We start from the raw sequence: 24,580 nt of genomic DNA, 5'->3' as shown, positions 1-24,580 counted from the left end.
ATATGTCAATTTTAGATTCTAAAATACCTGAAGGTCCACTGGCAGATAAGTGGACAAAACATAAAAACACAATTAATCTGGTTAATCCAGCCAACAAAAGAAATATAGATGTTATTGTTGTTGGTACAGGATTAGCAGGAGGAAGTGCAGCTGCTACTTTGGCTGAACTTGGATATAATGTAAAAACATTTTGTTACTCTGATTCTCCACGACGTGCGCATTCGATTGCAGCGCAAGGGGGAATAAACGCAGCAAAAAATTATCAAGGAGATGGAGATTCTAACTACCGATTATTTTATGATACGGTAAAAGGAGGAGATTACAGATCTCGTGAAGCAAATGTACATAGATTAGCAGAAGTCTCAGGAAATATAATTGATCAATGTGTTGCACAAGGTGTTCCTTTTGCAAGAGAATATGGTGGATTATTAGATAACCGTTCTTTTGGTGGGGTGTTGGTATCTCGTACATTTTATGCAAAAGGACAAACAGGTCAGCAATTATTATTAGGGGCATATTCTGCTATGAATCGACAGATTAATAGAGGAAAAATACAACCTTTTAATCGTCATGAAATGCTAGACTTGGTAAAAGTTGATGGCAAAGCAAGAGGAATTATTGCTCGTGACCTAGTTACAGGAAAAATAGAACGTCATTCTGCACATGCAGTAGTGCTTGCTTCAGGAGGATATGGTAATGTGTTCTTTTTGAGTACTAATGCAATGGGAAGTAATGTGATGGCAGCATGGAGAGCGCACCGAAGAGGAGCCTTTTTTGCAAACCCATGTTACACTCAAATTCACCCTACTTGTATCCCTGTTTCGGGAGATCATCAGTCAAAATTAACATTGATGTCAGAGTCATTGCGTAATGATGGTCGTATATGGGTGCCTAAAAGAATAGAAGATGCAGAAGCAATACGAGCAGGAAAATTAAAGCCTACTCAATTATCAGAAGAAGAAAGAGATTATTATCTAGAACGTCGTTATCCTGCATTTGGTAATTTAGTACCTCGAGATGTTGCTTCTAGAGCGGCAAAAGAACGTTGTGATGCTGGTTTTGGAGTGAATAAAACGGGAGAAGCTGTATATTTAGATTTCGCATCAGCAATCCAACGATACGGAAAAGAAAAAGCATTGACTTCTGGTATTCATGATCCTTCACCAGATAAAATTACCGCATTAGGAGAAGAGGTTATCGAAAGTAAATATGGAAACCTATTTCAGATGTATGAAAAAATTGTGGATGAAAATCCATATGTTACTCCAATGATGATATATCCTGCAGTACATTATACAATGGGAGGTCTTTGGGTTGATTATAATTTACAAACAACTGTTCCTGGGTGTTATGCTGCTGGAGAAGCCAATTTCTCTGATCATGGAGCCAATAGACTTGGAGCCTCGGCATTGATGCAAGGATTAGCAGATGGGTATTTTGTGTTACCGTATACTATAGGAGATTATTTATCTCATGATATCCGTACTGGTAAAATTCCTACTGATACTCCAGAGTTTGATCAGGCCGAAAAAGAGGTAAAAGATCGTATAGATAAATTAATGAATGGGTCAGGTCAACATTCTGTAGATTATTACCATAAGAAATTAGGTAAGATTATGTGGAATAAGTGTGGAATGTCTCGTAATGAAAAAGATCTGAAAGAAGCTATTGAAGAAATAGCTGTGTTGAGAGAAGATTTCTGGAAAAATGTAAAGGTTCCTGGATCAAAAGAAGGTATGAATCCTGAGTTAGAAAAAGCAGGAAGAGTAGCAGATTTTCTTGAATTAGGAGAGTTGTTTGCCAAAGATGCATTACATCGTAATGAATCGTGTGGAGGACATTTTAGAGAAGAATCAGTAGAACAGTCAGGAGAACAAAAAGGAGAGGCTCTTAGAGATGATAAAAACTTTAAGTATGTAGCTGCGTGGGAATACAAAGGTGAGCCTAAAGATGCCGAATTACATAAAGAAGATTTAATCTTCGATAATATTGAATTAAAAACACGTAGTTATAAATAGTTGATGGTTGATAGTTGTTAGTTTATATAAACTGAATTGTTTTAAACTAACAGCAAACAACTGATAACCAAAAGCTAAAAATATGAATCTTACATTAAAAATATGGCGTCAGAGTGATGCTAATTCTAAGGGAAAACTAGTAGATTATAATATTTCTGGAGTGGAAGGTGATATGTCTTTTTTAGAAATGTTAGACGTGTTAAACGAAGATTTGGTCAATAAAGGAGAAGAACCTGTAGTATTTGATCATGACTGTAGAGAAGGAATATGTGGGGCATGTTCATTACAAATTAATGGAGAGCCTCATGGGCCAGATCGTTTGGTTACTACATGTCAGTTACATATGCGTAAGTTTAATGATGGAGATACAATATATATAGAGCCATTTAGAGCAAAAGCATTTCCTGTAATCAAAGATTTGATGGTAGACCGTGCATCTTTTGATCGCATACAGCAATCAGGAGGGTATATTTCTGTAAATACTTCTGGAAATACACAAGATGCCAACGCTATTCCTATTCGTAAAGAGGATGCAGATGATGCTATGGATGCTGCAACATGTATTGGTTGTGGAGCTTGTGTAGCAGCTTGTAAAAATGCTTCGGCTATGTTGTTTACTTCAGCCAAGGTTTCTCAATTTGCATTATTACCTCAAGGACAGGTAGAAGCTACAGAACGTGTAATGGCAATGGTAAACCAAATGGACGAAGAAGGTTTTGGTAACTGTACCAATACAGGAGCTTGTGAGATTGAATGTCCTAAAGGAATATCATTAGAAAACATAGCACGAATGAATCGTGAATATATGAAAGCAAGTATGAAAGGATAAGGTATTCTTTTATAAAATAAGCATATAAAAAAGTCATTCTGGATTTTATCAGAATGACTTTTTTTTATACCCTGTTTTCTAAGGATTGTAACTTCATTTAAAAACAAAAAGAGACCTGAATATGAATCACTGATCTCTCTTTTTATTCAGAAGCCTGATTTCTTATTTCGAACAAAACCAGTTATACTTTTAATTTACTGTAAAAGAGAGTTTTATTGCGGTAAATTCAAGGTGTAAATGGTATAAATACTTAAAATTTCATGAGTTTAGTTTTGAAAGTGCCATTACTGTCAGGATTACTGATTTTTACTACATAAACACCATCAGAAAGACCTTCAAGATTTACTTGGTATTCTCTTGTGTTAGGAGATAGTTCTTTTATTTTTTTACCAGTAAGGTCGTATATTTTTAAATCTTGAATATCCTCCTTAGATACAATGTCCATTATATTGGTTTCAGGGTCATAAGTAATAAGGTAAAATGGAGTAGTGTCTGGCGGGATAGTAGTAGATTGGCTAACTACGGTAACAGTTCTTGTTACTTCTAATGCAATATTACCATAATTATCTGTAGCATTATATGTAATAGTATAGGTTCCTATAGCGTCTGTAAAATTAGAGCTATCTATTGTTACCTGGCTACCATCATCAGCTGTAGCTCCAAGCTCTGTGTATCCAGACCCTTGTTGAATGATTTGAGGATTATCTCCTATTAGTGTAATTATAGGGGCGGTAGTTGCTGGATCTACAACATTAATAGTTCTTGTTACCTCTAATGCTACATTGCCCGAGTTATCTGTAGCATTATATGTAATAGTATAGGTTCCTATAGCGTCTGTAAAATTAGAGCTATCTATAAGTACTTGGCTACCATCATCAGTTGTAGCTCCAAGCTCTGTGTACCCAGATCCTTGTTGAATAATTTGAGGATTGTTACCTAATAATGTAATTATAGGAGGAGTAGTATCATCAGGAGACGCTGTTCTAGGCCCATAATGAGGAAGAGGTCTCCCGTATTCATGTGCTCCAATATCAGGAGAACCATCTGTTACAAAACGATCGTTAAGGTTTGGGATATTTTCTCCTCGATTTATTAATGGGCTGGATGCAGAAAGCGTAAAATCATAACTACCTAATGCTATCCCGTCTGTATAGGCAGATGGAAAACTAATATTGGTAATAGCGGTAGTATGATCAAACTGTAACCCATTCATTTCTTGCCCAGAACCTGTTTGTAGATCAGTAATTTGATTATACTTAACATTGTTCCATTTAAACCAAGGTTGTCCAGATGTCCCATTTCTTAGAGAAGAATAAGCGTTGTAATCCCAATCATCTATTAATGAGTTTGAAGGAATAGTGTATTCTTCAAAAATATAATGGCTTGAGATTAATATGTTATTTCTTAAAATAGTATTGTGCCATCCTGATGGAGAAGATGTCCCTCTTCCTGTTTTGATTGCAGAATTATGTACTATGATGAGGCCAGCAGATTTTCTGTTCATCTTATAAGTAGAAGTTTCCATATTGTTAAATTCATTTCTATAAACATAACAAGGGCCACCAAAAACAGGAGCAATACTTACCCCCATTCGACCATTAGATCCTTTGTTGCTCCATATACGCGTATTAGCAATAGTTCCATCTACTTCTATAATGTCATCTCCTATGTAAGAAATATCATTGTTATGAATATCTAATGCATAAGATTTTTTATAAGGAGGGCCATCTGTAGATACCCCATCTCCAAAATTTTGTATCAAATTGTATCGTACTACATTTCTATTTCCTCGAATGTCAATACATCTTTCTGAAGGAATAGATCCATTTGGAACGGGCCAAGCTGTTCTCCCATAGAAATAGTTGTCAGAGATTGTTTGATCGTGCTCAAGGCCGTTTTCACGACGATTTAGATAACCATAATCAACATCCTGAAAAGTACAATGCCTTACCGTTACATATTGTGTGTTTTGAGCATCAACTCCCCATTTTCCATTCTGAATTTTTATATTCTCAATAATTATATGTTGTATAGCTCCGTTATAAGTTCCTAAAGTGATGATCCCTGAAGTTGTATTAGCTCCGTCAATAACGACATTATCTGCTAGATTTGCTGTAAAAACTATAGGCAAGGCTTCTGTTCCAGAGGTAGCCAGAGAAAAACTACTATACGTTCCTGAACCAAGAAGAAAGACAGATCCAGGAGAAGCATTGTTTGCAGCTTCTTGTAATCCTTTATAAGGATTTGCAGATGTACCAGTACCGCCACCAGTACCAGGGGTTACATAATAAATAGTTCCTGTATAAGTATCTGTAACCTCTGCTTTTGTGGTAACTGTTATATTTTCGGTTTTTCCGCCACCATCTGGGTCTGTAATAGAGAGTCTAATATCATAACTAGTATTAGGGGTAAGTCCCACAATAGATCCAGCATGATGATTAAGACCAAGTAAGCTACCGTCTATGTTACTATTAGGGTTTGCTCTCATAGTACGATAGGTTGGCAGGTAAGTAGATGAACTAGAGGCTTTATACTCAATTGTCAGTTTACTATCCATGTCATTGTCGCCAGTTATTGACCATACGATCCCTATGTTTTCATAGGTGCTTTCTGCACTTATCGTTTGAGGAGTTACATTGTTTTGAGCATATGCGCTGGATAACATAAAGCCATTTAATAAAATTGATAAAAAAAATAATTTATTCATGATTGGAGGTTATTTTTTTAATGAAGTTATAATACAAAAATGATAGGGGATATCGTTGTTTTTGTATTATGTTGGTTTTTAGGTTTATACCAGTTTTGCTTACACTTTATACTTACTATGGCATAAATAAGTTTCAATAGTATGCATAAAATGCATTTTTAATTATAGTTGGGTAATAAGGTTTCTTGAATATTAATAACTCTGATTTGAGCATGTTATTTTATTTGTAAAAAGAAAATTCTTCTTTTTTACAAGTTTTAAAAACATATAATTTTTTAATCTATTTTTTGTCAGTTATTTAGGGTTGTGATGAGTTATTTATCAAGAGTTTTTGTAGTGTCTATTTTCTTTTCTTGATATTCCTCTATCTCAATGGTTTTTTTGATAATGACTGCATCATTTACTATAAAAGGTTTGGGAATCATATTTTTTTCTCTTGAGGGTATAGAGAAATGTTCATTGGTTAATAAGTCATATGAGGATTCGTATAACATGAATTTTGGTAACGAATCTTTATGAAATTTCATATGTAATTCCAATGGTTGATTTTTGTTAGGAAAATAAGTGAGTAAGTTTTGATCCCATCTTTTTGTAAATGCATTGTATGTATTACCATCATAATATTCAAAATTTTGTGCCTCTTCATTATTTGCTTTTAGAGAATTGAAATTAAATAATGTATTGGTATATAGGTCTAATCTTTGAATGTCCCTTTGGGGAGAGATGCATAATTCTAGGTATCTTTGATTACCAATAATAGTGTCTTTATTTAAATCAATTTTTGGAGATTCTATGTTTTTGATTGGTGCCTGGTTTGCATATATAAAGGGTTTTTGATATTTACTCTTTAAAGTATTCGCATTATAGGCTTCTGCAATATTTTCTTTTGGGATGATGTAGTTTTTGCTCCAAGAATCAAGAGTAGTGTCATAGGTTGCCCATACTGCTTTGTTTTGATCTTTGTCTAATATGTATACAAGACTGTTGGGTTTTGGTCGTTTTGTAGTGAAATCAGATTTTATATGAGCAGCAATAATAAAAACGATACTCAATAAAAGACAGATGTTTCCTAATAATTTTTTTCTATTGTAAAACCCAAATACAGGAATAAGCATTCCGAATAATAAAACAGATAATACTGAAGAAACAAAAAGAATTTTTAAGCCTAATGCTACTGGAAAAGAAGCAATAAAGGGAGATAAGATGTAAATTGCTGGAAATGATAAAAGAACCATTAAAATGGCATTAGGTTTTTTCTGCCGTATAAGAACAAATAAAGATATCAATCCAAATAACACTATAATTATAAAATAGCTAGCGCCTTTTAGATAGATAGCAGCCATGGTGCAAATAATTAGCCAGATAAATAATGGTGCAATAAGTAGATTCGCTTGGTTTTTACTTTTGCCAAATTTACCATACACTTTAAAACAAATGGCAATCGACATTAAAACAAAAACAAGAATGTATTGATATCCGTTATATGTAAATCCATGCTGTATTTCTTGATAGTGTGGATAAATAATGTTGAGTAATTGCCATCCTCCAAAGGTTAACGCACCAGCTAGTAATAAACATAATAGAAAAGCAGTGAATCCCATTAAAATTTCTTTAAAATCAATTCGGTATAAAAATTTACCATAGAGAATCAAGGCTATAAATAAAAAGATTCCAATAAAAAGTAAAGTGTATATCCAACCAAAAGGATATTTGACAAGATCAAAAGCAGGAGTATTGAAATAAATAAAATCTTGATTAGACTTAAGATTGCTAATGTCTTTTTCAGAGAAGTAAGAAAGTAATGGCATCAGATAACTCCCTTGATGTTGTAATGTGTTTAGATCTAGATTTTGCCACGTATCGTTAGCGGTATGATAGTCAAAATGATCATCTATAAAAGCAAAATTAAAACCGTCCTTATCGCCTTTTTCTCTAAAAACGGTAAGATCAGTATCGTTGGGTAACATTTTGTAAATACTATAAGCAAGAGAGTTGGTGACAGGGTATTTTACATTAGCCTTAGAGAATTCATCAATCATTTTCCCGTTTTTACCATTGGTCTCGATAAGCATATAAGAATTCCCACCACTTCCTCTTGCTTCAAAATTAAGAACAAGCCCAGTGTTTTCGGCCCAAGAATGTTTATTTACAAAAAGCTCGGCTCCATTTAGACCCAATTCTTCTCCATCAGTAATGCAAATGATAATATCGTTTTTTGGTATTTTATTGGTTGCTAGATATGCTCTTATTCCTTCAAGAATTGTTGCTACTCCACTACCAGCATCACTAGCTCCATATGATGAATGGGGTGAACTATCATAGTGAGACATTAATACCAAAGATTTTGTGTTATTGCTTCCTTTGATTCTGGCGATAATATTTTGAGGATGGCTTATGGTTCCATTTTTAGAAATAGAAACACCTGTTTGAATTTCTGGATGTAAACCTAATTGTTGTAATTCATTTTTAATATAAGTTTTTACTTCTTCATGTGCAGAACTGCCAAGGTAATGAGATTCTTTAGAAATATTTTTTACATGCTCTAGAGCACGAAGCGTAGAGAATTCTTGTTTTGATGTTTTAAGGTCAGTTATTAATTGAGGTTTGCTGCTGTAAAAAGTATAAGCCAGTGAACAAATAATAAGAACAAATGAAAGTAGTGAGGGAAACTTTTGCATGTGTATATTGATTTATGATAAAGGTAAGAAATAAGCTACAGTTATTTCTTTATCCACAAAGTATATTGATGTAATCGATTTGATCTAGACATTCGATTGGCCAGATAAATTTGCTGAAAAGTGGGTGTTTTTTATAAAAAAAGTGCAGTACTATGAGTGCTCAAAGTAAAAGAGTTTTTGAATAAGTTGTTGAAAATCACTATATTTAATATTCACTAAATTGCTATTTATTATGGGAATAATCAGTTTTCAAGGAGCTCGCTCCAAGACAAAGAAGTCAGATGAGACATTGATAAAAGTTTCGGATTATATGACAAGAGACCTCATCACATTTAGTCCTGATCAATCGGTTATGGAAGTTGTTGAGTCATTAATAAAACATAAAATATCGGGAGGACCAGTGGTCGATGAGAATAATCAACTTTTAGGAATTATTTCTGAGGGAGATTGTCTCAAGCAATTAAATGAAAGCAGATATTATAATATGCCAATTGATGATGCTAAGGTCGAAAAATTTATGGTTAAAGATGTAGAGACTATAGATGGGAATTTGAATATTTTTGATGCTGCAAATAAATTTTTAGAAACCAAAAGAAGACGTTTTCCTATCTTGGAAGACGGGAAACTTGTTGGGCAAATCAGTCAGAAGGATGTAATGAAAGCAGCATTGCAGTTAAATAGCCAAAATTGGAGAGATCGGTAATCTTAATTTTGATATAGAAAAAGAATAGATATATGGTTATAATAGTTACTCATTATTTTCCTATAGATTTTTACGCATTCAACCTAGTTTTGTCACCTGCGAGAACATTTATTTAGTTTCGTGTTACCAAGGCATAGAGGTCATTTTCTAAGGGTAAATACCCTTGGTCATATACAAAATAATAGGTGTTTTCTGTTTTGGTTACATAAATACTGGTAAAATACTGAAAATTGAACCCTCTTTCTAATAGCTTTTTTTTAGAGATTTTAGTTTTGCCTTTTGGGTTTAATTCTTCGAGGATGCGATAATTTTTACGTAATAAATTATTAATATTTCTTACTAGATTTTTACTATCCTTGTTAAGCTGGTTATTGTGTGTATTACGGCAATAATCACTACAGAATTTTTTATCTGCTCGCCCAATAATTTTATCTCCACATACAGGACAATCTTTTTGCATATATTATGGTATAATTTAGAGACCGAATATACAATAAATATGTATTTACAAATGATTAAATCAGAATGTAAAAGAGAATTTTATTATAAAATGACCCTAGTTATATGTTTGATTATAAGAGGTTACTGGTCTTGTTTTTTAATATGTGATATAATTTGCTGTCGAAAACAATGTCAACTTACGTAGGTTTTGTTACATGAAACTCGGGCTAATAATGTTTTAGAAATAAATTTCTTGAGCAATTCTATAGGTGTTTGCGTGTGCTTCGATAATAGTTTTAATATTAGGAGAATAGCCGCCGCCCATAGAACACATTATGGGAATGTCGAGATTTTTACAGGTTTGAATAACAAATCTATCTCGTTCTGCACAACCTGATACGGTACATGCAAGTTTGCCTAATTTGTCGGTAGATAGTATGTCTACACCACTTAGATAGTAAATAAAATCAGGTTTTTGTTCTTCAATAAGTAGGGGTAAGGTTTTTTTTAGGATAGCAAGATACTCCTTGTCATTGGTTTGATCAGGAAGCTCGATGTCTAAATCAGATGTTTCTTTTTTAAAAGGATAGTTGTTTGCGCCATGCATAGAGAACGTAAATACACTTTGGTCATTCCTGAAAATTTCTGCAGTACCATTTCCTTGGTGTACATCAAGGTCAACGATTAGTACTTTTTTCACCATATTTTGATGTTGAAGATATCGTGCGCCAATAGCTTGGTCATTAAGTAGGCAAAAAGCTTCTCCTCGATTGGTATATGCATGGTGAGTGCCGCCAGCAATATTCATAGCAATACCATAACGTAATGCATATTTAGATGCTTTTATAGTGCCATCAGCAATAATTACTTCGCGATCAATAAGTTGTTTTGAGATGGGTAGCCCTATTTTTCTAGAAGCTTTTGAGTCTAGAGATAATGTGCAAAGGTTTTCAAAATAAGTTGCAGAATGAATTGCCAGAATAGCTTTGGGATCTGGAATGGTAGGCTTAAAAAAATTCTCTTCTTTGCATGTTCCCTCATGAAGTAGTTGTTTGGGCAATAATTCGTATTTAATCATCGGAAATCGATGCCCTTCAGGAACAGGATATGTATAGATTGGATGATACGCTATTTTAAGCATGATTTTTAATCTTCAAAACGATACAGTTTATACATTTTATCTGTTTTATCAAAAAAACCATAATGAATCTTATGGTTATGTAAGAAAATATTGATTGCAGAAGGTTTTTTCAAGGTGTCTTCAAACTCATTTACTTTATCATAAATATTTTTAGGAATATCTCCTTGCAGATGTTCAAAATCATGATCAAAAAGACAGTTAATGTAGGTCGATTTGTTTGACCTATACCCATTATATCCATAAAATGTTGGGTTAAAATTTATAGAGATAGCATTAAGATTGCCTACAGTGCCAATAGCTCCAAAACCACTTCCAAAGCCTGGGGCAAAATTTCCGCCGCCAGAATAAATTTCTTTTGTTCCTCCTAAGATAATATTGTATTGGTCATTTACTTTATAAGTTGAGATTCCTAAATTAGAATTTGATATTTTTCGCAGGTATTTTCCTGTTTTTTCCATTTCTCTAACTCGATCGTTATTAGAAAAACTAAAAAATGAAGTGCCTCCCTCTTGTATTATAGGTGAGTTTTTGAACGTAATGGAGTCTTCTTTTTTGATTGCATATTCCTTTATTGTGTTGTTTGAAATTATATCAGAAATAGTGAATTTCATTTTTTGACTTGAGCTAGCGATCTGAAAAATTTTATTGTCATAGATATAAGAATTACTTCCTGTGAAACCTTTTTCTGTTTTTGATGGTTTGTCAAAAACTTTGTAAGTGAAAAGAAAAGTGTCTAAATCTATAATGCATAATTTGGTTTCTTTTTTGTCATAGTCAAAACTGAATATCAATTGGTTTTCTAGTAGGTATAATTTAGTCAACTTAGACGTTGTCTCGATTACATTTGGGTTTCTGGATTCTATTTTTTCAACACTGATCGTAAACCCATCAGAATCTGATGTTAATAAATAATGCGCATTGATCGTATGGTACTGATCACTTGGGTTTTGATATTCTACTTGCTTTAATGAGATTACTTTTTTTTGAGGTTGATACTTATTATCGAATGTATAAATGTTGAGTTCTGAAGAATTTTTTGAGATTGTGATTAGGTGTATTTTGTTTTTGTAATTAACACTTTCTACATATTTCTCTCCTTTTATTTTAAAATCTAAAAAAACATTGGTAGAAGATTTTGTGTCAAAATTAAATGTTTGTATACCAAATTTTGTATTTCTAGAATTAGCAAAAAAGATAGCGTATGTATTATTATTTACAGAATACCCTAGAATAGATCTATATTTAGAAGGAAGTGTTTTGGTGGTTATCGTTGATTTTTGAAGATATTTAGAATTCAATAAATAGGAGTAAAACTTTTTGTTCTCTTCTAATAAAAGCATGAGGTCTCCATTTTCCTGATTAGGGATGGAATAAGACTCTTTGTCGGATTGGCATTTATTTGCGAAAACTTTGGGTAGTTCTAATACTTTTTCTTGACAAAAGGGTTTAAAAATCGTAAAGAGGAGGAGGTAAAAAACAGTCTTTTTTTTCATGATTCAAATTTGTGGAATTCAAAAAATAAACCCCAAATGCTTATAGAAACGTTTGGGGTTGTTGCTTTGTCTTTTTAACTAATGACGGCTCCTGGATTTACATTGCCCTCATCGGGATTAAGGAAAACTAATTTGCCGTGAGGAGTTTCGGTCATTAAAATCATCCCTTCACTCTCTACACCTCTTAATTTTCTAGGAGCTAGATTAACAAGTACTGTTACTTTCTTACCTATAATTTCTTCTGGAGAAAAATGCTCTGCAATACCAGAAACAATGGTTCTAGTATCAAGACCTGTATCTACTTTAAGAACTAAGAGCTTTTTGGCTTTAGGCATTTTTTCTGCTTCAATGATTGTACCAACTCGTATGTCCATTTTGGTAAAATCCTCAAATGTTGCACTGTCTTTTTGAGGAGTTACAGTTTTGTTTTCTGCTTCATTTGCTTTTTTTGTAGCTTCTAGTTTATCCAATTGTTTTTGTATTTCTGTATCTTCTATTTTTGAGAATAAAAGTTCTGCTTTTCCTATTTTATGATTTGCAGGAAGTAATATGTCTCTGCTATTAATTTCGTTCCATGTAGTTTCCAAGTCAAGTGTAGAATGACAAAGAATAGATTTGAGCTTAGTACTAGTAAATGGTAAAAAGGGTTCAGATAAAGTTGCTAGTGCAGAAGCAATTTGTAATGCAACATACATAATAGTTTTGGTGCGTTCTTCATCTGTTTTGATCAATTTCCATGGTTCTTCATCTGCGAGGTATTTATTTCCTAGACGGGCAACATTAAGTAATTCTTGACTTGCTTCTCTGAATCTGTAACGATCTATCGAGCTAGAGATAACAGCTGGGTATGCTTTTAGTTCAGCCAAAGTTTGTTTGTCAACATCAGAGAAAGTACTTGGTTTTGGTACTACACCATCATAGTATTTATTGGTCAAAACAACAACCCTGTTTATAAAATTACCAAATATTGCAACCAACTCATTATTATTACGTGCCTGAAAATCTTTCCAAGTAAAATCATTATCCTTGGTTTCTGGGGCATTAGCTGTCAATGCATAGCGCAATACATCTTGCTGATTAGGAAAATCTTCTAAATACTCATGTAGCCAAACAGCCCAGTTTTTTGAGGTAGATAGTTTATTACCCTCTAGGTTTAAAAACTCATTTGCAGGAACATTTTCAGGAAGTATGTAGCTTCCTTCTGCTTTTAGCATGCTTGGAAAAATAATACAGTGAAATACAATATTATCTTTACCAATAAAATGAACAAGTTTGGTGTTCTTATCTTTCCAATATGGTTCCCAATCTTTTCCTTCTCTTTCAGCCCATTCTTTTGTAGAAGAAATATATCCAATAGGAGCATCAAACCATACATATAACACTTTTCCTTCTGCACCATCAACAGGTACAGGAATCCCCCAGTCTAAGTCACGAGTTACAGCACGAGGGCGTAAACCGTCGTCAATCCAGGATTTTATTTGGCCATATACATTTGTTTTCCAATCTTTTTTATGCCCTTCTAGAACCCATTCTTTTAAAAAATCTTCATATTGATCAAGAGGTAAAAACCAATGTTTGGTTTGTTTTAATATAGGTTCTGCGCCCGAAATTGTAGATTTTGGGTTGATAAGGTCTGTGGCATTAAGCGAGCTACCGCATTTTTCACATTGATCACCATATGCTTCCTCATGGTTACATTTTGGGCATGTACCTATAACAAATCGATCTGCCAAAAACTGATCAGCCTCAGGGTCGTATAATTGTTCTGATGTTTCTTCTATAAACTTACCATCATCATATAATTTTTTGAAAAAAACAGATGCTGTTTCATGATGAATAGGAGCAGAGGTTCTTGAGTAGTTGTCAAATGAAATTCCAAAATCACCAAAAGATTTTTTGATAATTGTGTGGTATTTATCAATGATGACTTGAGGAGAAACACCTTCTTTCTTTGCACGCATTGGGATCGCAGCACCATGCTCATCACTACCGCAAATAAAAGCTACATCATTTCCAGTAATTCTAAGGTAGCGTGAATAAATATCGGCGGGAACGTAAACCCCCGCGAGATGACCTATATGTATAGGCCCATTTGTGTATGGTAAAGCTGCTGTAATTGTATATCTTCCCTCTGTGCTCATAATGCTTAAAAATAAGGCACAAAGGTAATAAAAACACTTACAAAATATAACCACTGAATCCTTCAATTATTTGAGATGGTTTGAGTGGTTATATTTAATAATTTATGAGATTAAAATAGATTTGCTGTAATTCCCGTTATTAGTTTGAATTTGATAGACATATGGCCCTGTGCTTAATCGGGTATTGGCAGATTGTTTTACATCAATGATATGTTCACCTTCCATCAATAATTCATTTCTAAGCGTCGCAACCTTTTGTCCAATTACATTATACAGAGCAATATCCACATGGGTAGTCTCAGGATTTGCAATATTGATATAGGTTTGGCTGTCTCTATAAGTAACTATATGAGAGATTCCTGAGCCATCATTTGGGATGTTAGAATTAGTTCCAGAGCAATTAAAACCTAAATCCAGAGATTCAAAAGAACTTCCTAAAAGAACTCTGCCTACAGTGTTTTCATCGATGCATAACCAGTCCTTCATAACTGTTGCATATACTTGTCTGAAATCGGTAGTGTTAAATACATTCCCGCCTCGAGTCAGATTGGATAAATCTGGGTGCTCTCCTGCAAAACCATTTCCATTAAGGCCAGATCCAAAAAACATTGTTGGAGCGGCAGTACCATGATCTGTACCCAAAGATCCATTTTCTTTAAATCGTCTTCCAAATTCAGACATGGTCATGGTTAATACCTTGTCATCCCATCCAGCACTAGTAAGGTCTTTGTAAAAGGTGCTTATTGCTTCTGAGAATGAATTAAGAAGCTCTTGATGTCTTTGTATTTGATTACTATGGGTGTCAAACCCTCCTAGAGTTACCAAATATACTTTGGTTCCTAATCCTCCTTTGATTAATCTAGAGATAATGCTTAATTGTCTGCCTAAGCTATCATCAAGATAACCACTAAAATCTGTAGGGCCAGATCTTTCATAAGCAGCACTTATAGCATCAGCATATGTAAAAGTTGTGTTGGTAACTTCTCGTAAATGTTTTACTTTGTCATCATAAGTACATTCGCCTAATCCATCTAGGTTGTATGAGGTACCATTTTCTGCAATTTGTAATAATCTGTTTGGGTGAGAAACAGCAAAAGAGAAATCATTTTCTGGACCTTTAAAAATTAGGTTTCCAATACTTCCAATTTGGATCGATGGGGGGCTTGCTGGTGGGTTAAAAATATAATCGGGATAAATCTCCTGAAAATACCTTCCCATAAATCCAGTTCTATCTTCTTCAACCAAATTAGTATTTGCATAAATGTCAGATCCTTTAAAATGAGATAAAGAAGAATTCTCATATCCTACCCCATGTACAACTCTCATTTGGCCATCACCCCAAACGCTTTCTAGCTTATTCATAGGTTTAGGCATAGCGTAATCATCACTAAGGTTTATGAATTCACTTGGGGGGATTTTAATAAGAGGTCTCGCATTGGCATATATATCATAATCATATACAGGGATAATTGTATTGAATCCATCATTACCCCCTTGTAGCCTAACAAGAATTAAAATATTATCATTTTCTGATTGACTCAATGCGATTGATAGTGGCGAGGGTTTTGATACAGATAAAGGGGTGTTTGCTAGCATCATAGAGCCTCCTCCTACAAGGCCTAATGCATGTAGAAAAGATCTTCTGTTCCATTTGATATGATCTTCTGTATTACAAGATCCTTCTTTTTTTATATTTTTAGAGTGATTTTTCTCGCTCATAATTTCTTATTTAAGTTGGAATTCAGGGATTTCTGCGATGTAATTGAGTAACGCGGCAAATTGTTGTGGTACTTCTGGGTACGCTAATGTCCAAGTGCCATCTTCAAAATAATTTTCAGGAATTCCATCAATTTTAAATGCGCCTAGTGCCTCACCAAAAGTTACAGCATCGTCGATTCCTCTTGGGAAAAAGTAATTAAGGATTGTTCTTACTACGAAATTCACATCATCATCGGTAGTCACTAAGTTTCCATCGCCAGGCTCTCCAATTGGCATCCCAATTAAAAGGTCTTTAAACTGATTCTGGTTGTGAGTCCAAGCTTGTTGTAGGATATATCTAATACTTTCCCAACGACCAATCAACAGATCAGGACTGATCCAATCTTCATCTCCTTGCCAGCCTTCTACATCAATAGGGTTTAATACATCTTGTCCAAGAGTTCTTGTAGCACTTAAATAGAAATCAATATGATCAATTGGGGGTAAATCGAATCCAATTTCATTATAAAAACTTAAGTTTAAATCACAAGGACTTTTGATAATGGTTCCTATAGCTTCTGTATCAAAAAAATGTTCGCTCTTGAATAACTCACGAAGTACAGTTGCGATATTGTATCCGTTGTTTATAAAAGTTTGTGCCATTTGGGCAACGATTGCATCGTTGCAAGTAGGGCTTACAAAATAAGTGTATAGTTTTGCGCAAATAAATGTAGCAACTTGGATTTCTCTTCGTTGGAACAGAATATTGATCACATCATCATAAGTCCAGTTTCCTGTTTGTCCAAAAATAGTTTTGGATTCATTACTGAATTGGCCAGCATCAAAAAGAATATCACCCCAAGGAATATCGTTTGTGTCTACATACCCCGTTAATGCTTTTGCTGTTTCTTGAATATCATCTTCTGTATATCCGTTATCAACACCAAGAGTAAAGAGCTCGTATAATTCTCTTGCATAATTTTCGTTGGGTCTATCTTTTACATTTTCATCACCATTAAGGTAAACCAACATAGCATTACAGATACCAACATCATATACAAAATCTCTAAAATTACCCAAGGCATGCATTTGCAAAAGGTTATAATATTGAGATTGATAGGCAGGACTTCTGTAGGTGTCATCCTCTGTAACAAAATGATTACTCCAGAACAAAGTAAGTCGTTCTCGTACTTTATTTTGGATTAGGTCATTGATCATTTGTCTTTTTCCTTCTTGAGTATATTCAAATACATCTAGAGGAGCATTATCAAATTGATCTGCATTCCAAAACCCCCATACGGGTGGCGGAGTAGTATTTAATGCAATTGCTTCATCAATAAGTTGATCGACCAATGCACCAGGATTGTTCTGTGCCAAAGCAGCCAGTACTTCTGTTTTTGAAGCACCAAAAGCTATTCTGCGATATAAGTGCTTTATTTTAGTTACATTCCAAGGGTTTCCTGGAGAAGGCACATATTCTGCTAGAGAAGCAAGATTACATGAGGTATCCGACATCATAGGTATATTAGTATTAAAAGTAGGATAAAATGGACAAAATTGTTCACAATATAAAGGTTAATAACGAAAGTCTTTGTTAATTAGTGCTATAAAATTCAAAAAAATTAAGAATAAATGTTAACGAAATGATTCTAATTTGTTAAAAAAGAGATGTTTTTGTTACGGTAATCCCATAGAAATTTTATCATAAAAAATTATAGTATTATAGAATGTTACAACCAAGTTTTATTAAAGAAGGAGATAAAGTAGCTATTGTTTCTACAGCTAGAAAGGTAAGTGTGAAAGAGATACAAGAAGCTATTTTGATGCTAGAGAAATGGAAGTTAGTACCTGTGTTAGGGAGTACAATAGGAAAAGAGCTACATCAATTTGCAGGAACCGATCAAGAGCGTGTTTTAGATTTTCAAAAAATGTTAGATGATAAGGAGATTAAGGCAATTTGGTGTGCAAGAGGAGGATATGGAACGGTGCGAATTATTGACCATATTGATTTTTCTAATCTACTCAAGAATCCTAAATGGATTGTAGGGTATTCTGATATTACAGTACTGCATTCAGAAATTCACAACCTAGGAGTATGTTCTCTACATGCTCCCCTAGCTATTGATATCCATAAAGGCACAAAGGCCTCAATGACTTCTTTAAGAGATATTCTTTTTGGGAAAGAAGTGGAGTATTCTATTTCTTCTTCAAAGAAAAATATTCTTGGGGAATGCCAAGGAAAACTTATAGGAGGGAATCTATCGATACTATATTCTTTGTGTGGGTCTAAATCTTCATTAGATACTTCGGGTAAGATTTTATGTATTGAAGATTTAGATGAATATCTTTATCATATTGATCGTATGTTACAAAATTTGAAACGAAATGGTTTTTTTGATAATTTATCAGGATTGATTGTTGGTGGAATGACTAAAATGCATGATAATAATATTCCTTTTGGTAAAAAGCCCAAAAAAATCATTTTAGAAATAGTTAAAGAATATGGATTTCCAGTGGTATTTAATTTTCCTATGGGACATATTGAAGATAATCGTGCTTTGATAATGGGGTCAGAAGCTTCTTTACGGGTAGATGCAGATCAGGTAACATTAAAATACATATAGCTATGGCAGAGCATAATGCCCTTGGTAAAAAAGGAGAACAACTGGCAATTGACTTTTTGAGTAAAAAAGGGTATGTTATTTTAGAAAAGAATTATCGATATCTTAAATTTGAAGTTGATATTATTGCTCAAAAAGGAGATACTTTGATTGCTGTAGAGGTAAAAACCAGAAGTACTCCAGAGTTTGGGGATCCTCAAGATTTTGTGAAACCTAAACAAATACAATCTATGGTTAAGGTGGTGGATTACTACGTAACAGAGCAAGATCTTGATGTAGAAGTGAGGTTTGATATTGTAGCCATTATTAAAAATACCTTAGGCACTCAAATTGAACATTTAGAAAATGCATTTTATCATTTTTGATTTTGTGATAAAAATTTAATATTTTTACTTGTGTTACAATGAAGTGGTTTAAACTTTTTGGATTCTGGCGAAAAATAGTTATTTTTTGATCAGTTGAAGTGTTTTTTACACTTCATAGCAGGGATACGAAGTAAGAAAAAGACAAAAATTGAGTAAAAAAGAGCATTTTTATAGCGAATTGAAAAAGTTTAAACCACTTCAATAACCAATTCTAGTAACAAGATAATTTTATATAAGAAAAACAACACACTTATGATACAGGGGACATTAGATCTTGACGGAGAATCAATCAAAGTAGTAAACTATCATTATTTGATCACACAAGGAACAGATCATAACGGTATGGTGCATTCTAGCCCAGTAGCGGGTAAAATTACAGTATCGCTCGAGGTCACTAAAGCACAGGATACAATGCTTAATGATTGGGCTTTATCTCGAACAGCTACAAAAAAAGGCGAATTGCATATTATGGATAGTAAAGGAATGCAAGTACGTAAAAAGATAGGTTTTGATTTTGGATATTGTGTTCGTTATGAAGATAGTATGGAGACAGAAGGAACATCACAAAACATAGTTCGAATTGTTATTAGTTGTGGACAGGTTGGTTTTGGAGATGCAGCAAAACATGAAAACAATTGGCCACAGGTACGACAGAACTAAATAATAAAACTATTTTTCTTCTTATAGATCTATAAGTTCTAATCAATACTAATCATTTAGTATAGACAATACAATAAGAGCATATTTTTTTATGCTCTTATATTTTTTGTAGGTATGCCTGAAGAGGTTGTAACGCTTTTAGTACACTATGAATAGAATTGACATCATCAAAAGTTAATAATAAACGCAACCCATTTCTGGTTTGTTTCTCTTTCATTTTACAAACGTTTGGATGTTGTTGTACAAATTGCAACACACGAGTAAATATGGGGCTCTGGTAAAAAGGAGATTGTTGATCACTTATAAAATAACCAATAAGCCTATCTTGTTTCATAATAATTTTTTCAAGACCTATAGTAGTTGCAATCCATTTTATCCTAACAGAATTTAGTAAATCTATAGCAGGGGCTGGTAATTCCCCAAAACGATCTATTAATCGTTTCTCATATGCTTGTAATGTCGATTCATCTTTAATTGTAGTAAGCTCTGTGTAAAGACTCAGTCGTTCGGTTATGTTATTGATATAATCATCAGGAAACAATAATTCAAAATCCGTATCAATCTGTGTATCTTTTAAAAATACGATTTCCTTAGTTTCGTCTTCATATAGTTCCTTGAATTCATTTTCTTTTAGTTCTTCTATTGCTTCATTTAGGATTTTTTGATAGGTGTCAAAACCAATTTCATTGATGAATCCACTTTGTTCTCCCCCAAGAAGATCACCAGCACCTCTAATCTCAAGATCTTTCATTGCAATATTAAAACCACTACCCAGTTCAGAGAATTGCTCTAAAGCAGTGATACGTTTTCTGGCATCTTCTGTCATAGCAGAATAAGGAGGGGTAATAAAATAGCAGAATGCTTTTTTGTTACTTCGCCCAACACGTCCTCTCATCTGGTGTAAATCTGAAAGGCCAAAATTATTGGCATTATTAATAAAGATAGTATTCGCATTAGGAACATCTAACCCACTTTCTACAATAGTGGTAGCGATCAATACATCAAACTCTCCGTTCATAAAAGAAAGCATAAGAGTCTCTAGTTTTTTACCTTCCATTTGTCCGTGGCCAATACCTACTTTGGCATCAGGAACCAATCGTTGTATCATTCCAGCGACTTCCTTTATATTTTCAATTCTATTGTTTATAAAATACACTTGACCCCCACGTTGTATTTCATAACTTACAGCATCTCTTATAGTCTCTTCGTTAAACCGTATTACATTGGTCTCAATAGGATATCTATTAGGAGGAGGAGTGGTAATCGTGGATAAATCTCTTGCGGCCATAAGGCTAAACTGTAGTGTTCTTGGGATAGGGGTAGCAGTAAGTGTTAATGTGTCAACGTTTTCTTTTATCGTTTTAAGTTTGTCTTTTACAGAGACTCCAAACTTTTGTTCTTCATCAATTACCAATAGCCCAAGGTCCTTGAATTTTACAGACTTATTAACTAGTTGGTGTGTGCCAATAATAATATCGACCTTGCCAGTAGCTAGCTCCTCTAATGTTTGTTTTCTTTGCTTTGCTGTACGAAAACGATTAATATAATCAACTGTAACAGGAAAGTCCTTGAGCCGTTCTCTAAAGGTTTTTGCATGTTGAAATGCAAGAATTGTAGTTGGCACTAGAATAGCAACTTGTTTACCATTATCAACGGCTTTGAATGCTGCACGAATAGCTACCTCAGTTTTACCAAAACCAACATCTCCACATATAAGTCGATCCATGGGGCGTTCACTTTCCATATCTGTCTTTACAGCCTCAGTAGCGGTACTCTGGTCAGGAGTGTCTTCATATATAAAAGAAGCTTCCAATTCGTGTTGTAGATAACTATCTGGATTGTATTGAAATCCTTTTTGTAATTTCCGTTTAGCATATAACTGGATTAGGTTAAAAGCAATATGTTTTACCCGTGCTTTGGTTTTTTGTTTTAAAGTTTTCCAAGCTTTAGAACCTAATTTATAGATTTGAGGAGGTTTACTATCTTTTCCATTGTATTTTGAAATTTTATGAAGAGAGTGAATACTTAAATATAATACGTCTCTTTCTCCATATATTAATTTGATAGCTTCTTGTTTTTTGCCTTCTACATCTATTTTTTGTAACCCTCCAAATTTACCTATCCCATGATCAATGTGTGTTACATAATCACCAACTTCGAGATTGGTAAGTTCTTTTAGAGTAATTGCTTGTTTTTTTGCATATCCATTTTTAAGATTAAATTTATGATAGCGCTCAAATATTTGATGATCTGTATAACAAGCGATCTTATTATGGTGATCTATGAATCCCTGATATGCAGAAAAAACGATTGTTTCATATTGTTTAACATCAAGATCGGCATCATCAAAAATATCATGAAAACGTTTTGCCTGTTGTTCACTCACACAAAAGATATAATTCTTGTATTCTTTTTGGCTATTTTCATTTAGATTTTTAATGAGTAAATCAAATTGTTTGTTGAACGAGGGTTGAGGTTTGGTGTCAAATTTTATACTGTATTCTGCCTTGGTTAGTGGGTGATTACCAATCTCGACCAACGTGAAATCCATCAGCTGCTTTTTTATAAGTTCTGATGTTGCAAAGAGTTCTTGGGGAGTACTGTGTTTAATGTCTTTAGAGAGTGTTTTGAAAGCATCTTCTGCTTTTTCAAAATTCTTGTCTATCCTAGCGGTTAGCAGATCAATATCTTTTGCAAAGACAATAGTTTTTGAGGAAATGTATTTTAAGAAGCTTTCTCGTGTTTCCTGCAATGCTTTGTTCTCTACATTTGGGATAATGGATATTTTTTTTATTTGATTTGTAGATAATTGTGTTTCTACATCAAAGGTTCTAATGCTGTCTACTTGATCGCCAAAAAACTCAATTCGATAGGGTTGATCATTACTGAAAGAAAATACATCTACAATTCCACCACGAACAGAAAATTCACCAGGTTCTGTAACAAAATCTACTCTTTGAAACTGATATTCGAATAATACTTCATTTACAAAGTCTAAAGAAAGAGTATCGTTGGTATTAATTTTTAAGGTGTTTTTTTCTAGCTCTTTTCGGGTAACCACCTTTTCAAACAAAGCATCTGGATATGTAATAATCAGTGCTGGTTTTTTTCTTGAATTTATTCGATTTAATACCTCGGCCCTTAGTAGTACATTGGCATTGTCAGTTTCTTCAATCTGATACGGTCGGCGATAACTCCCTGGGTAGAAAAGCACATTTTTGTCTTCCAGTAATTGCTCTAAATCATTTAAGTAATAAGCAGCTTCTTCTTTGTCATTAAAGATGCACAGAAAAGGTTTTTCTGTAAGTTTAAAACTATTTTCGATAATAAAGGATAGCGATGACCCGATGGCTCCTTGCAAGTGTATTTTTGCTTCAGGTTGGGCAATAGCTTTTTCCAGTTTCTGTAATTGAAGAGACTGTGCAATAATTTGCGAGATTATAGATGTACTCACGTAAAGGGTTTTATCACAAATATAGGTGCAATATCGATTTCAGGCAAAGAGATTGTTGGTTTCTTACTCAAATTCTATGATCAATCGATCAAATTATTAAGTGGTTTTTTATAAAAGTAGCTTTTATCAATGAAGTTATGCTGGTCATATTTAGAGGAGTTTGTGGGAGGGTTATTGTTATTAGAATCGAGGTGTAATCATAAATAAAAATAAAAAAACACAATTTTTTTGCCCAGTTTCAAAAAATGGTACTTCTATGCTTTAATATTGCAGTATGAATGATCAAAAAAGGTCATTTTATTTCGCAAGATAATATGATTGTCAGTGATAATTATGGATAAAATCTTCAATTTTTTTAATCTTGATATGGGTAGGACTAAGTCTAGATTAATTTTTGAATGATGAAGGGTGGGGTTACCTCTTCTTTCCATAGGCAAGCTAATCTTTGTGATTATTTTAAACCTTCCTGTGCTTTGGTATGGGAGGGTTTTTGTTAAAAATATGTTCACTAAAAAATATAATTATGAGAAACTTTCTTAGCATTACTCTAATACTAATTTCAGCTCTTGGTATTGCGCAAACTGCAAATAGCTCTTTAATAGCATATTGGCCATTTGATGGAAATGCAAATGATATAAAAGGAAATAATAACGGAGTTATTTTTGGGAATGTTACACCAGTCAAAGGAATAGACGGCAAGAATAATGGGGCATTTCATTTTGATGGAGTTGATGACTATATTAAAATTAATACTCCTCAAATTCCAGAAATCACTATTGCATTTTGGATAAAACCTGATGTACTTAATAGTGATATGAGATTGATATCAAGTATAGGTGGTAATTCATCAAATGTCTTTTCATTACGATATGCAAATAATACGATACAATCATGGAGCCCATGGAGTCCAATTATTTATGGATATGATGAAACTAATAAAGGTAAATGGTCTTTGGTATGCGTAACAATTGACGCTAACAAAAACATAACAGGATATTTAAATGGTGTTATAGGAGGTACTCAGAAAATTGATTTTCAGTGGGCGACACATTTGGGAATAGGAAGAAAGTTCTTTTTTAATAATGTGGGGTATGGTAATGACTTTAAGGGAAGTGTGGATGAACTGATGGTGTTTAATAAAGTGTTATCAAAACAAGAAATTCGAGAACTTTATGACAGCTCAGGCGGAGTGTCTAGTTTTTGTCAAACCATTTATTGTAACAACGGCAAAGTTGGTATAGGAATCAAAACTCCAGATTCTAAACTTACTGTAAAAGGTAAGATTCATGCAGAAGAAGTAAAGATAGATCTAAGTGTCCCTGCTCCAGACTATGTGTTTAAAAAAGAATATGATTTGCTATCTATAGAAGAAGTGCAAGCGCACATAAAAGAAAAAGGACACTTACCTAATATTCCTTCTGCAATAGAAATGGAGACAAATGGTGTGGAATTGGGGATTATGAATATGAAATTACTAGAAAAGATTGAAGAACTTACTTTATATACAATAGATCAGGAGAAAAAGATAAAACAACAGCAAGAAGTCAACAGTGTATTAGAAGAAAGATTGATGCTATTAGAAAATAAAGTAAATAACTAGGTAACAAATACACGATCTCTGACATTAACAA

The 24,580-nt window shown here is 33.6% G+C and carries 16 protein-coding genes; 7 read left to right on the top strand and 9 right to left on the bottom strand.

What is annotated here, in order from left to right:
* The first annotated feature begins 2 nt into the window (after positions 1-2).
* Both DG508_RS09245 and DG508_RS09240 read left to right on the top strand, forming a co-directional pair.
* On the top strand, positions 3-2,018 hold the full coding sequence (locus DG508_RS09245; RefSeq protein WP_108867868.1) for a fumarate reductase/succinate dehydrogenase flavoprotein subunit: 2,016 nt from the start codon (positions 3-5) through the stop codon (positions 2,016-2,018).
* An 82-nt stretch (positions 2,019-2,100) separates the two neighbouring features.
* Positions 2,101-2,847: a succinate dehydrogenase/fumarate reductase iron-sulfur subunit gene (locus DG508_RS09240; RefSeq protein WP_103865922.1), complete on the top strand. Its 747-nt coding sequence runs from the start codon at positions 2,101-2,103 to the stop codon at positions 2,845-2,847.
* Between the two features lie 250 nt (positions 2,848-3,097).
* Here DG508_RS09240 and DG508_RS09235 read toward each other — a convergent pair whose 3' ends face one another.
* A complete protein-coding gene (locus DG508_RS09235) occupies positions 3,098-5,554 on the bottom strand; it encodes an immunoglobulin-like domain-containing protein (protein WP_108867867.1) in 2,457 nt (818 codons plus the stop codon).
* A 314-nt stretch (positions 5,555-5,868) separates the two neighbouring features.
* Positions 5,869-8,232: a M28 family peptidase gene (locus DG508_RS09230; protein ID WP_108867866.1), complete on the bottom strand. Its 2,364-nt coding sequence runs from the start codon at positions 8,230-8,232 to the stop codon at positions 5,869-5,871.
* 232 nt (positions 8,233-8,464) lie between these two features.
* On the opposite strand from DG508_RS09230, the gene DG508_RS09225 reads away from it, so the two are divergent.
* Positions 8,465-8,935, top strand: coding sequence for a CBS domain-containing protein (locus tag DG508_RS09225; RefSeq protein WP_103866524.1), 471 nt, complete (start codon positions 8,465-8,467; stop codon positions 8,933-8,935).
* Positions 8,936-9,047: 112 nt separating this feature from the next.
* On the opposite strand, the gene DG508_RS09220 is transcribed toward DG508_RS09225, so the two are convergent.
* The 6 genes from DG508_RS09220 to DG508_RS09195 form a co-directional block, all read right to left on the bottom strand.
* On the bottom strand, positions 9,048-9,395 hold the full coding sequence (locus DG508_RS09220; RefSeq protein WP_103866525.1) for a hypothetical protein: 348 nt from the start codon (positions 9,393-9,395) through the stop codon (positions 9,048-9,050).
* 219 nt (positions 9,396-9,614) lie between these two features.
* Positions 9,615-10,517: a histone deacetylase family protein gene (locus DG508_RS09215; protein ID WP_103866526.1), complete on the bottom strand. Its 903-nt coding sequence runs from the start codon at positions 10,515-10,517 to the stop codon at positions 9,615-9,617.
* A gap of 5 nt (positions 10,518-10,522) precedes the next feature.
* Entirely contained in the window at positions 10,523-12,010 is a 1,488-nt protein-coding gene (locus tag DG508_RS09210) for a hypothetical protein (RefSeq protein ID WP_108867865.1), read from the bottom strand.
* 74 nt (positions 12,011-12,084) lie between these two features.
* Positions 12,085-14,151, bottom strand: a complete 2,067-nt coding sequence (gene metG, locus DG508_RS09205) for a methionine--tRNA ligase (RefSeq protein ID WP_108867864.1) — start codon at positions 14,149-14,151, stop codon at positions 12,085-12,087.
* Between the two features lie 102 nt (positions 14,152-14,253).
* Entirely contained in the window at positions 14,254-15,870 is a 1,617-nt protein-coding gene (locus tag DG508_RS09200; protein WP_108867863.1) for a DUF1501 domain-containing protein, read from the bottom strand.
* Positions 15,871-15,876: 6 nt separating this feature from the next.
* Positions 15,877-17,367, bottom strand: coding sequence for a DUF1800 domain-containing protein (locus tag DG508_RS09195; RefSeq protein ID WP_108867862.1), 1,491 nt, complete (start codon positions 17,365-17,367; stop codon positions 15,877-15,879).
* Positions 17,368-17,576: 209 nt separating this feature from the next.
* Here DG508_RS09195 and DG508_RS09190 point away from each other — a divergent pair, with 209 nt between their 5' ends.
* The 3 genes from DG508_RS09190 (at position 17,577) to tssD (ending at position 19,495) form a co-directional block, all read left to right on the top strand.
* A complete protein-coding gene (locus tag DG508_RS09190) occupies positions 17,577-18,473 on the top strand; it encodes a S66 peptidase family protein (protein WP_108867861.1) in 897 nt (298 codons plus the stop codon).
* Positions 18,474-18,475: 2 nt separating this feature from the next.
* Complete coding sequence (locus tag DG508_RS09185) at positions 18,476-18,835, top strand: YraN family protein (protein WP_103866532.1); 360 nt, start codon at positions 18,476-18,478, stop codon at positions 18,833-18,835.
* 252 nt (positions 18,836-19,087) lie between these two features.
* A complete protein-coding gene (gene tssD, locus DG508_RS09180; protein ID WP_103866533.1) occupies positions 19,088-19,495 on the top strand; it encodes a type VI secretion system tube protein TssD in 408 nt (135 codons plus the stop codon).
* Positions 19,496-19,592: 97 nt separating this feature from the next.
* On the opposite strand, the gene mfd is transcribed toward tssD, so the two are convergent.
* Entirely contained in the window at positions 19,593-22,949 is a 3,357-nt protein-coding gene (mfd, locus tag DG508_RS09175; protein WP_108867860.1) for a transcription-repair coupling factor, read from the bottom strand.
* 523 nt (positions 22,950-23,472) lie between these two features.
* On the opposite strand from mfd, the gene DG508_RS09170 reads away from it, so the two are divergent.
* On the top strand, positions 23,473-24,549 hold the full coding sequence (locus tag DG508_RS09170; RefSeq protein WP_159090780.1) for a LamG domain-containing protein: 1,077 nt from the start codon (positions 23,473-23,475) through the stop codon (positions 24,547-24,549).
* Positions 24,550-24,580: the final 31 nt, after the last annotated feature.

The organism is Aquimarina aquimarini, assembly GCF_900299535.1.
Lineage (GTDB): Bacteria > Bacteroidota > Bacteroidia > Flavobacteriales > Flavobacteriaceae > Aquimarina > Aquimarina aquimarini.
Note: the sequence above shows the minus strand (reverse complement) of the source record. Positions and strands in the feature narration are given on the sequence as shown.

Excerpts from the sequence above, each read along its gene's own strand:
- DG508_RS09245 (WP_108867868.1), top strand. The coding sequence starts at position 3 with ATGTCAATTTTAGATTCTAAAATACCTGAAGGTCCACTGGCAGATAAG.
- DG508_RS09240 (WP_103865922.1), top strand. The coding sequence starts at position 2,101 with ATGAATCTTACATTAAAAATATGGCGTCAGAGTGATGCTAATTCTAAG.
- DG508_RS09235 (WP_108867867.1), bottom strand. The coding sequence starts at position 5,554 with ATGAATAAATTATTTTTTTTATCAATTTTATTAAATGGCTTTATGTTA.
- DG508_RS09230 (WP_108867866.1), bottom strand. The coding sequence starts at position 8,232 with ATGCAAAAGTTTCCCTCACTACTTTCATTTGTTCTTATTATTTGTTCA.
- DG508_RS09225 (WP_103866524.1), top strand. The coding sequence starts at position 8,465 with ATGGGAATAATCAGTTTTCAAGGAGCTCGCTCCAAGACAAAGAAGTCA.
- DG508_RS09220 (WP_103866525.1), bottom strand. The coding sequence starts at position 9,395 with ATGCAAAAAGATTGTCCTGTATGTGGAGATAAAATTATTGGGCGAGCA.
- DG508_RS09215 (WP_103866526.1), bottom strand. The coding sequence starts at position 10,517 with ATGCTTAAAATAGCGTATCATCCAATCTATACATATCCTGTTCCTGAA.
- DG508_RS09210 (WP_108867865.1), bottom strand. The coding sequence starts at position 12,010 with ATGAAAAAAAAGACTGTTTTTTACCTCCTCCTCTTTACGATTTTTAAA.
- metG (WP_108867864.1), bottom strand. The coding sequence starts at position 14,151 with ATGAGCACAGAGGGAAGATATACAATTACAGCAGCTTTACCATACACA.
- DG508_RS09200 (WP_108867863.1), bottom strand. The coding sequence starts at position 15,870 with ATGAGCGAGAAAAATCACTCTAAAAATATAAAAAAAGAAGGATCTTGT.
- DG508_RS09195 (WP_108867862.1), bottom strand. The coding sequence starts at position 17,367 with ATGATGTCGGATACCTCATGTAATCTTGCTTCTCTAGCAGAATATGTG.
- DG508_RS09190 (WP_108867861.1), top strand. The coding sequence starts at position 17,577 with ATGTTACAACCAAGTTTTATTAAAGAAGGAGATAAAGTAGCTATTGTT.
- DG508_RS09185 (WP_103866532.1), top strand. The coding sequence starts at position 18,476 with ATGGCAGAGCATAATGCCCTTGGTAAAAAAGGAGAACAACTGGCAATT.
- tssD (WP_103866533.1), top strand. The coding sequence starts at position 19,088 with ATGATACAGGGGACATTAGATCTTGACGGAGAATCAATCAAAGTAGTA.
- DG508_RS09170 (WP_159090780.1), top strand. The coding sequence starts at position 23,473 with ATGAGAAACTTTCTTAGCATTACTCTAATACTAATTTCAGCTCTTGGT.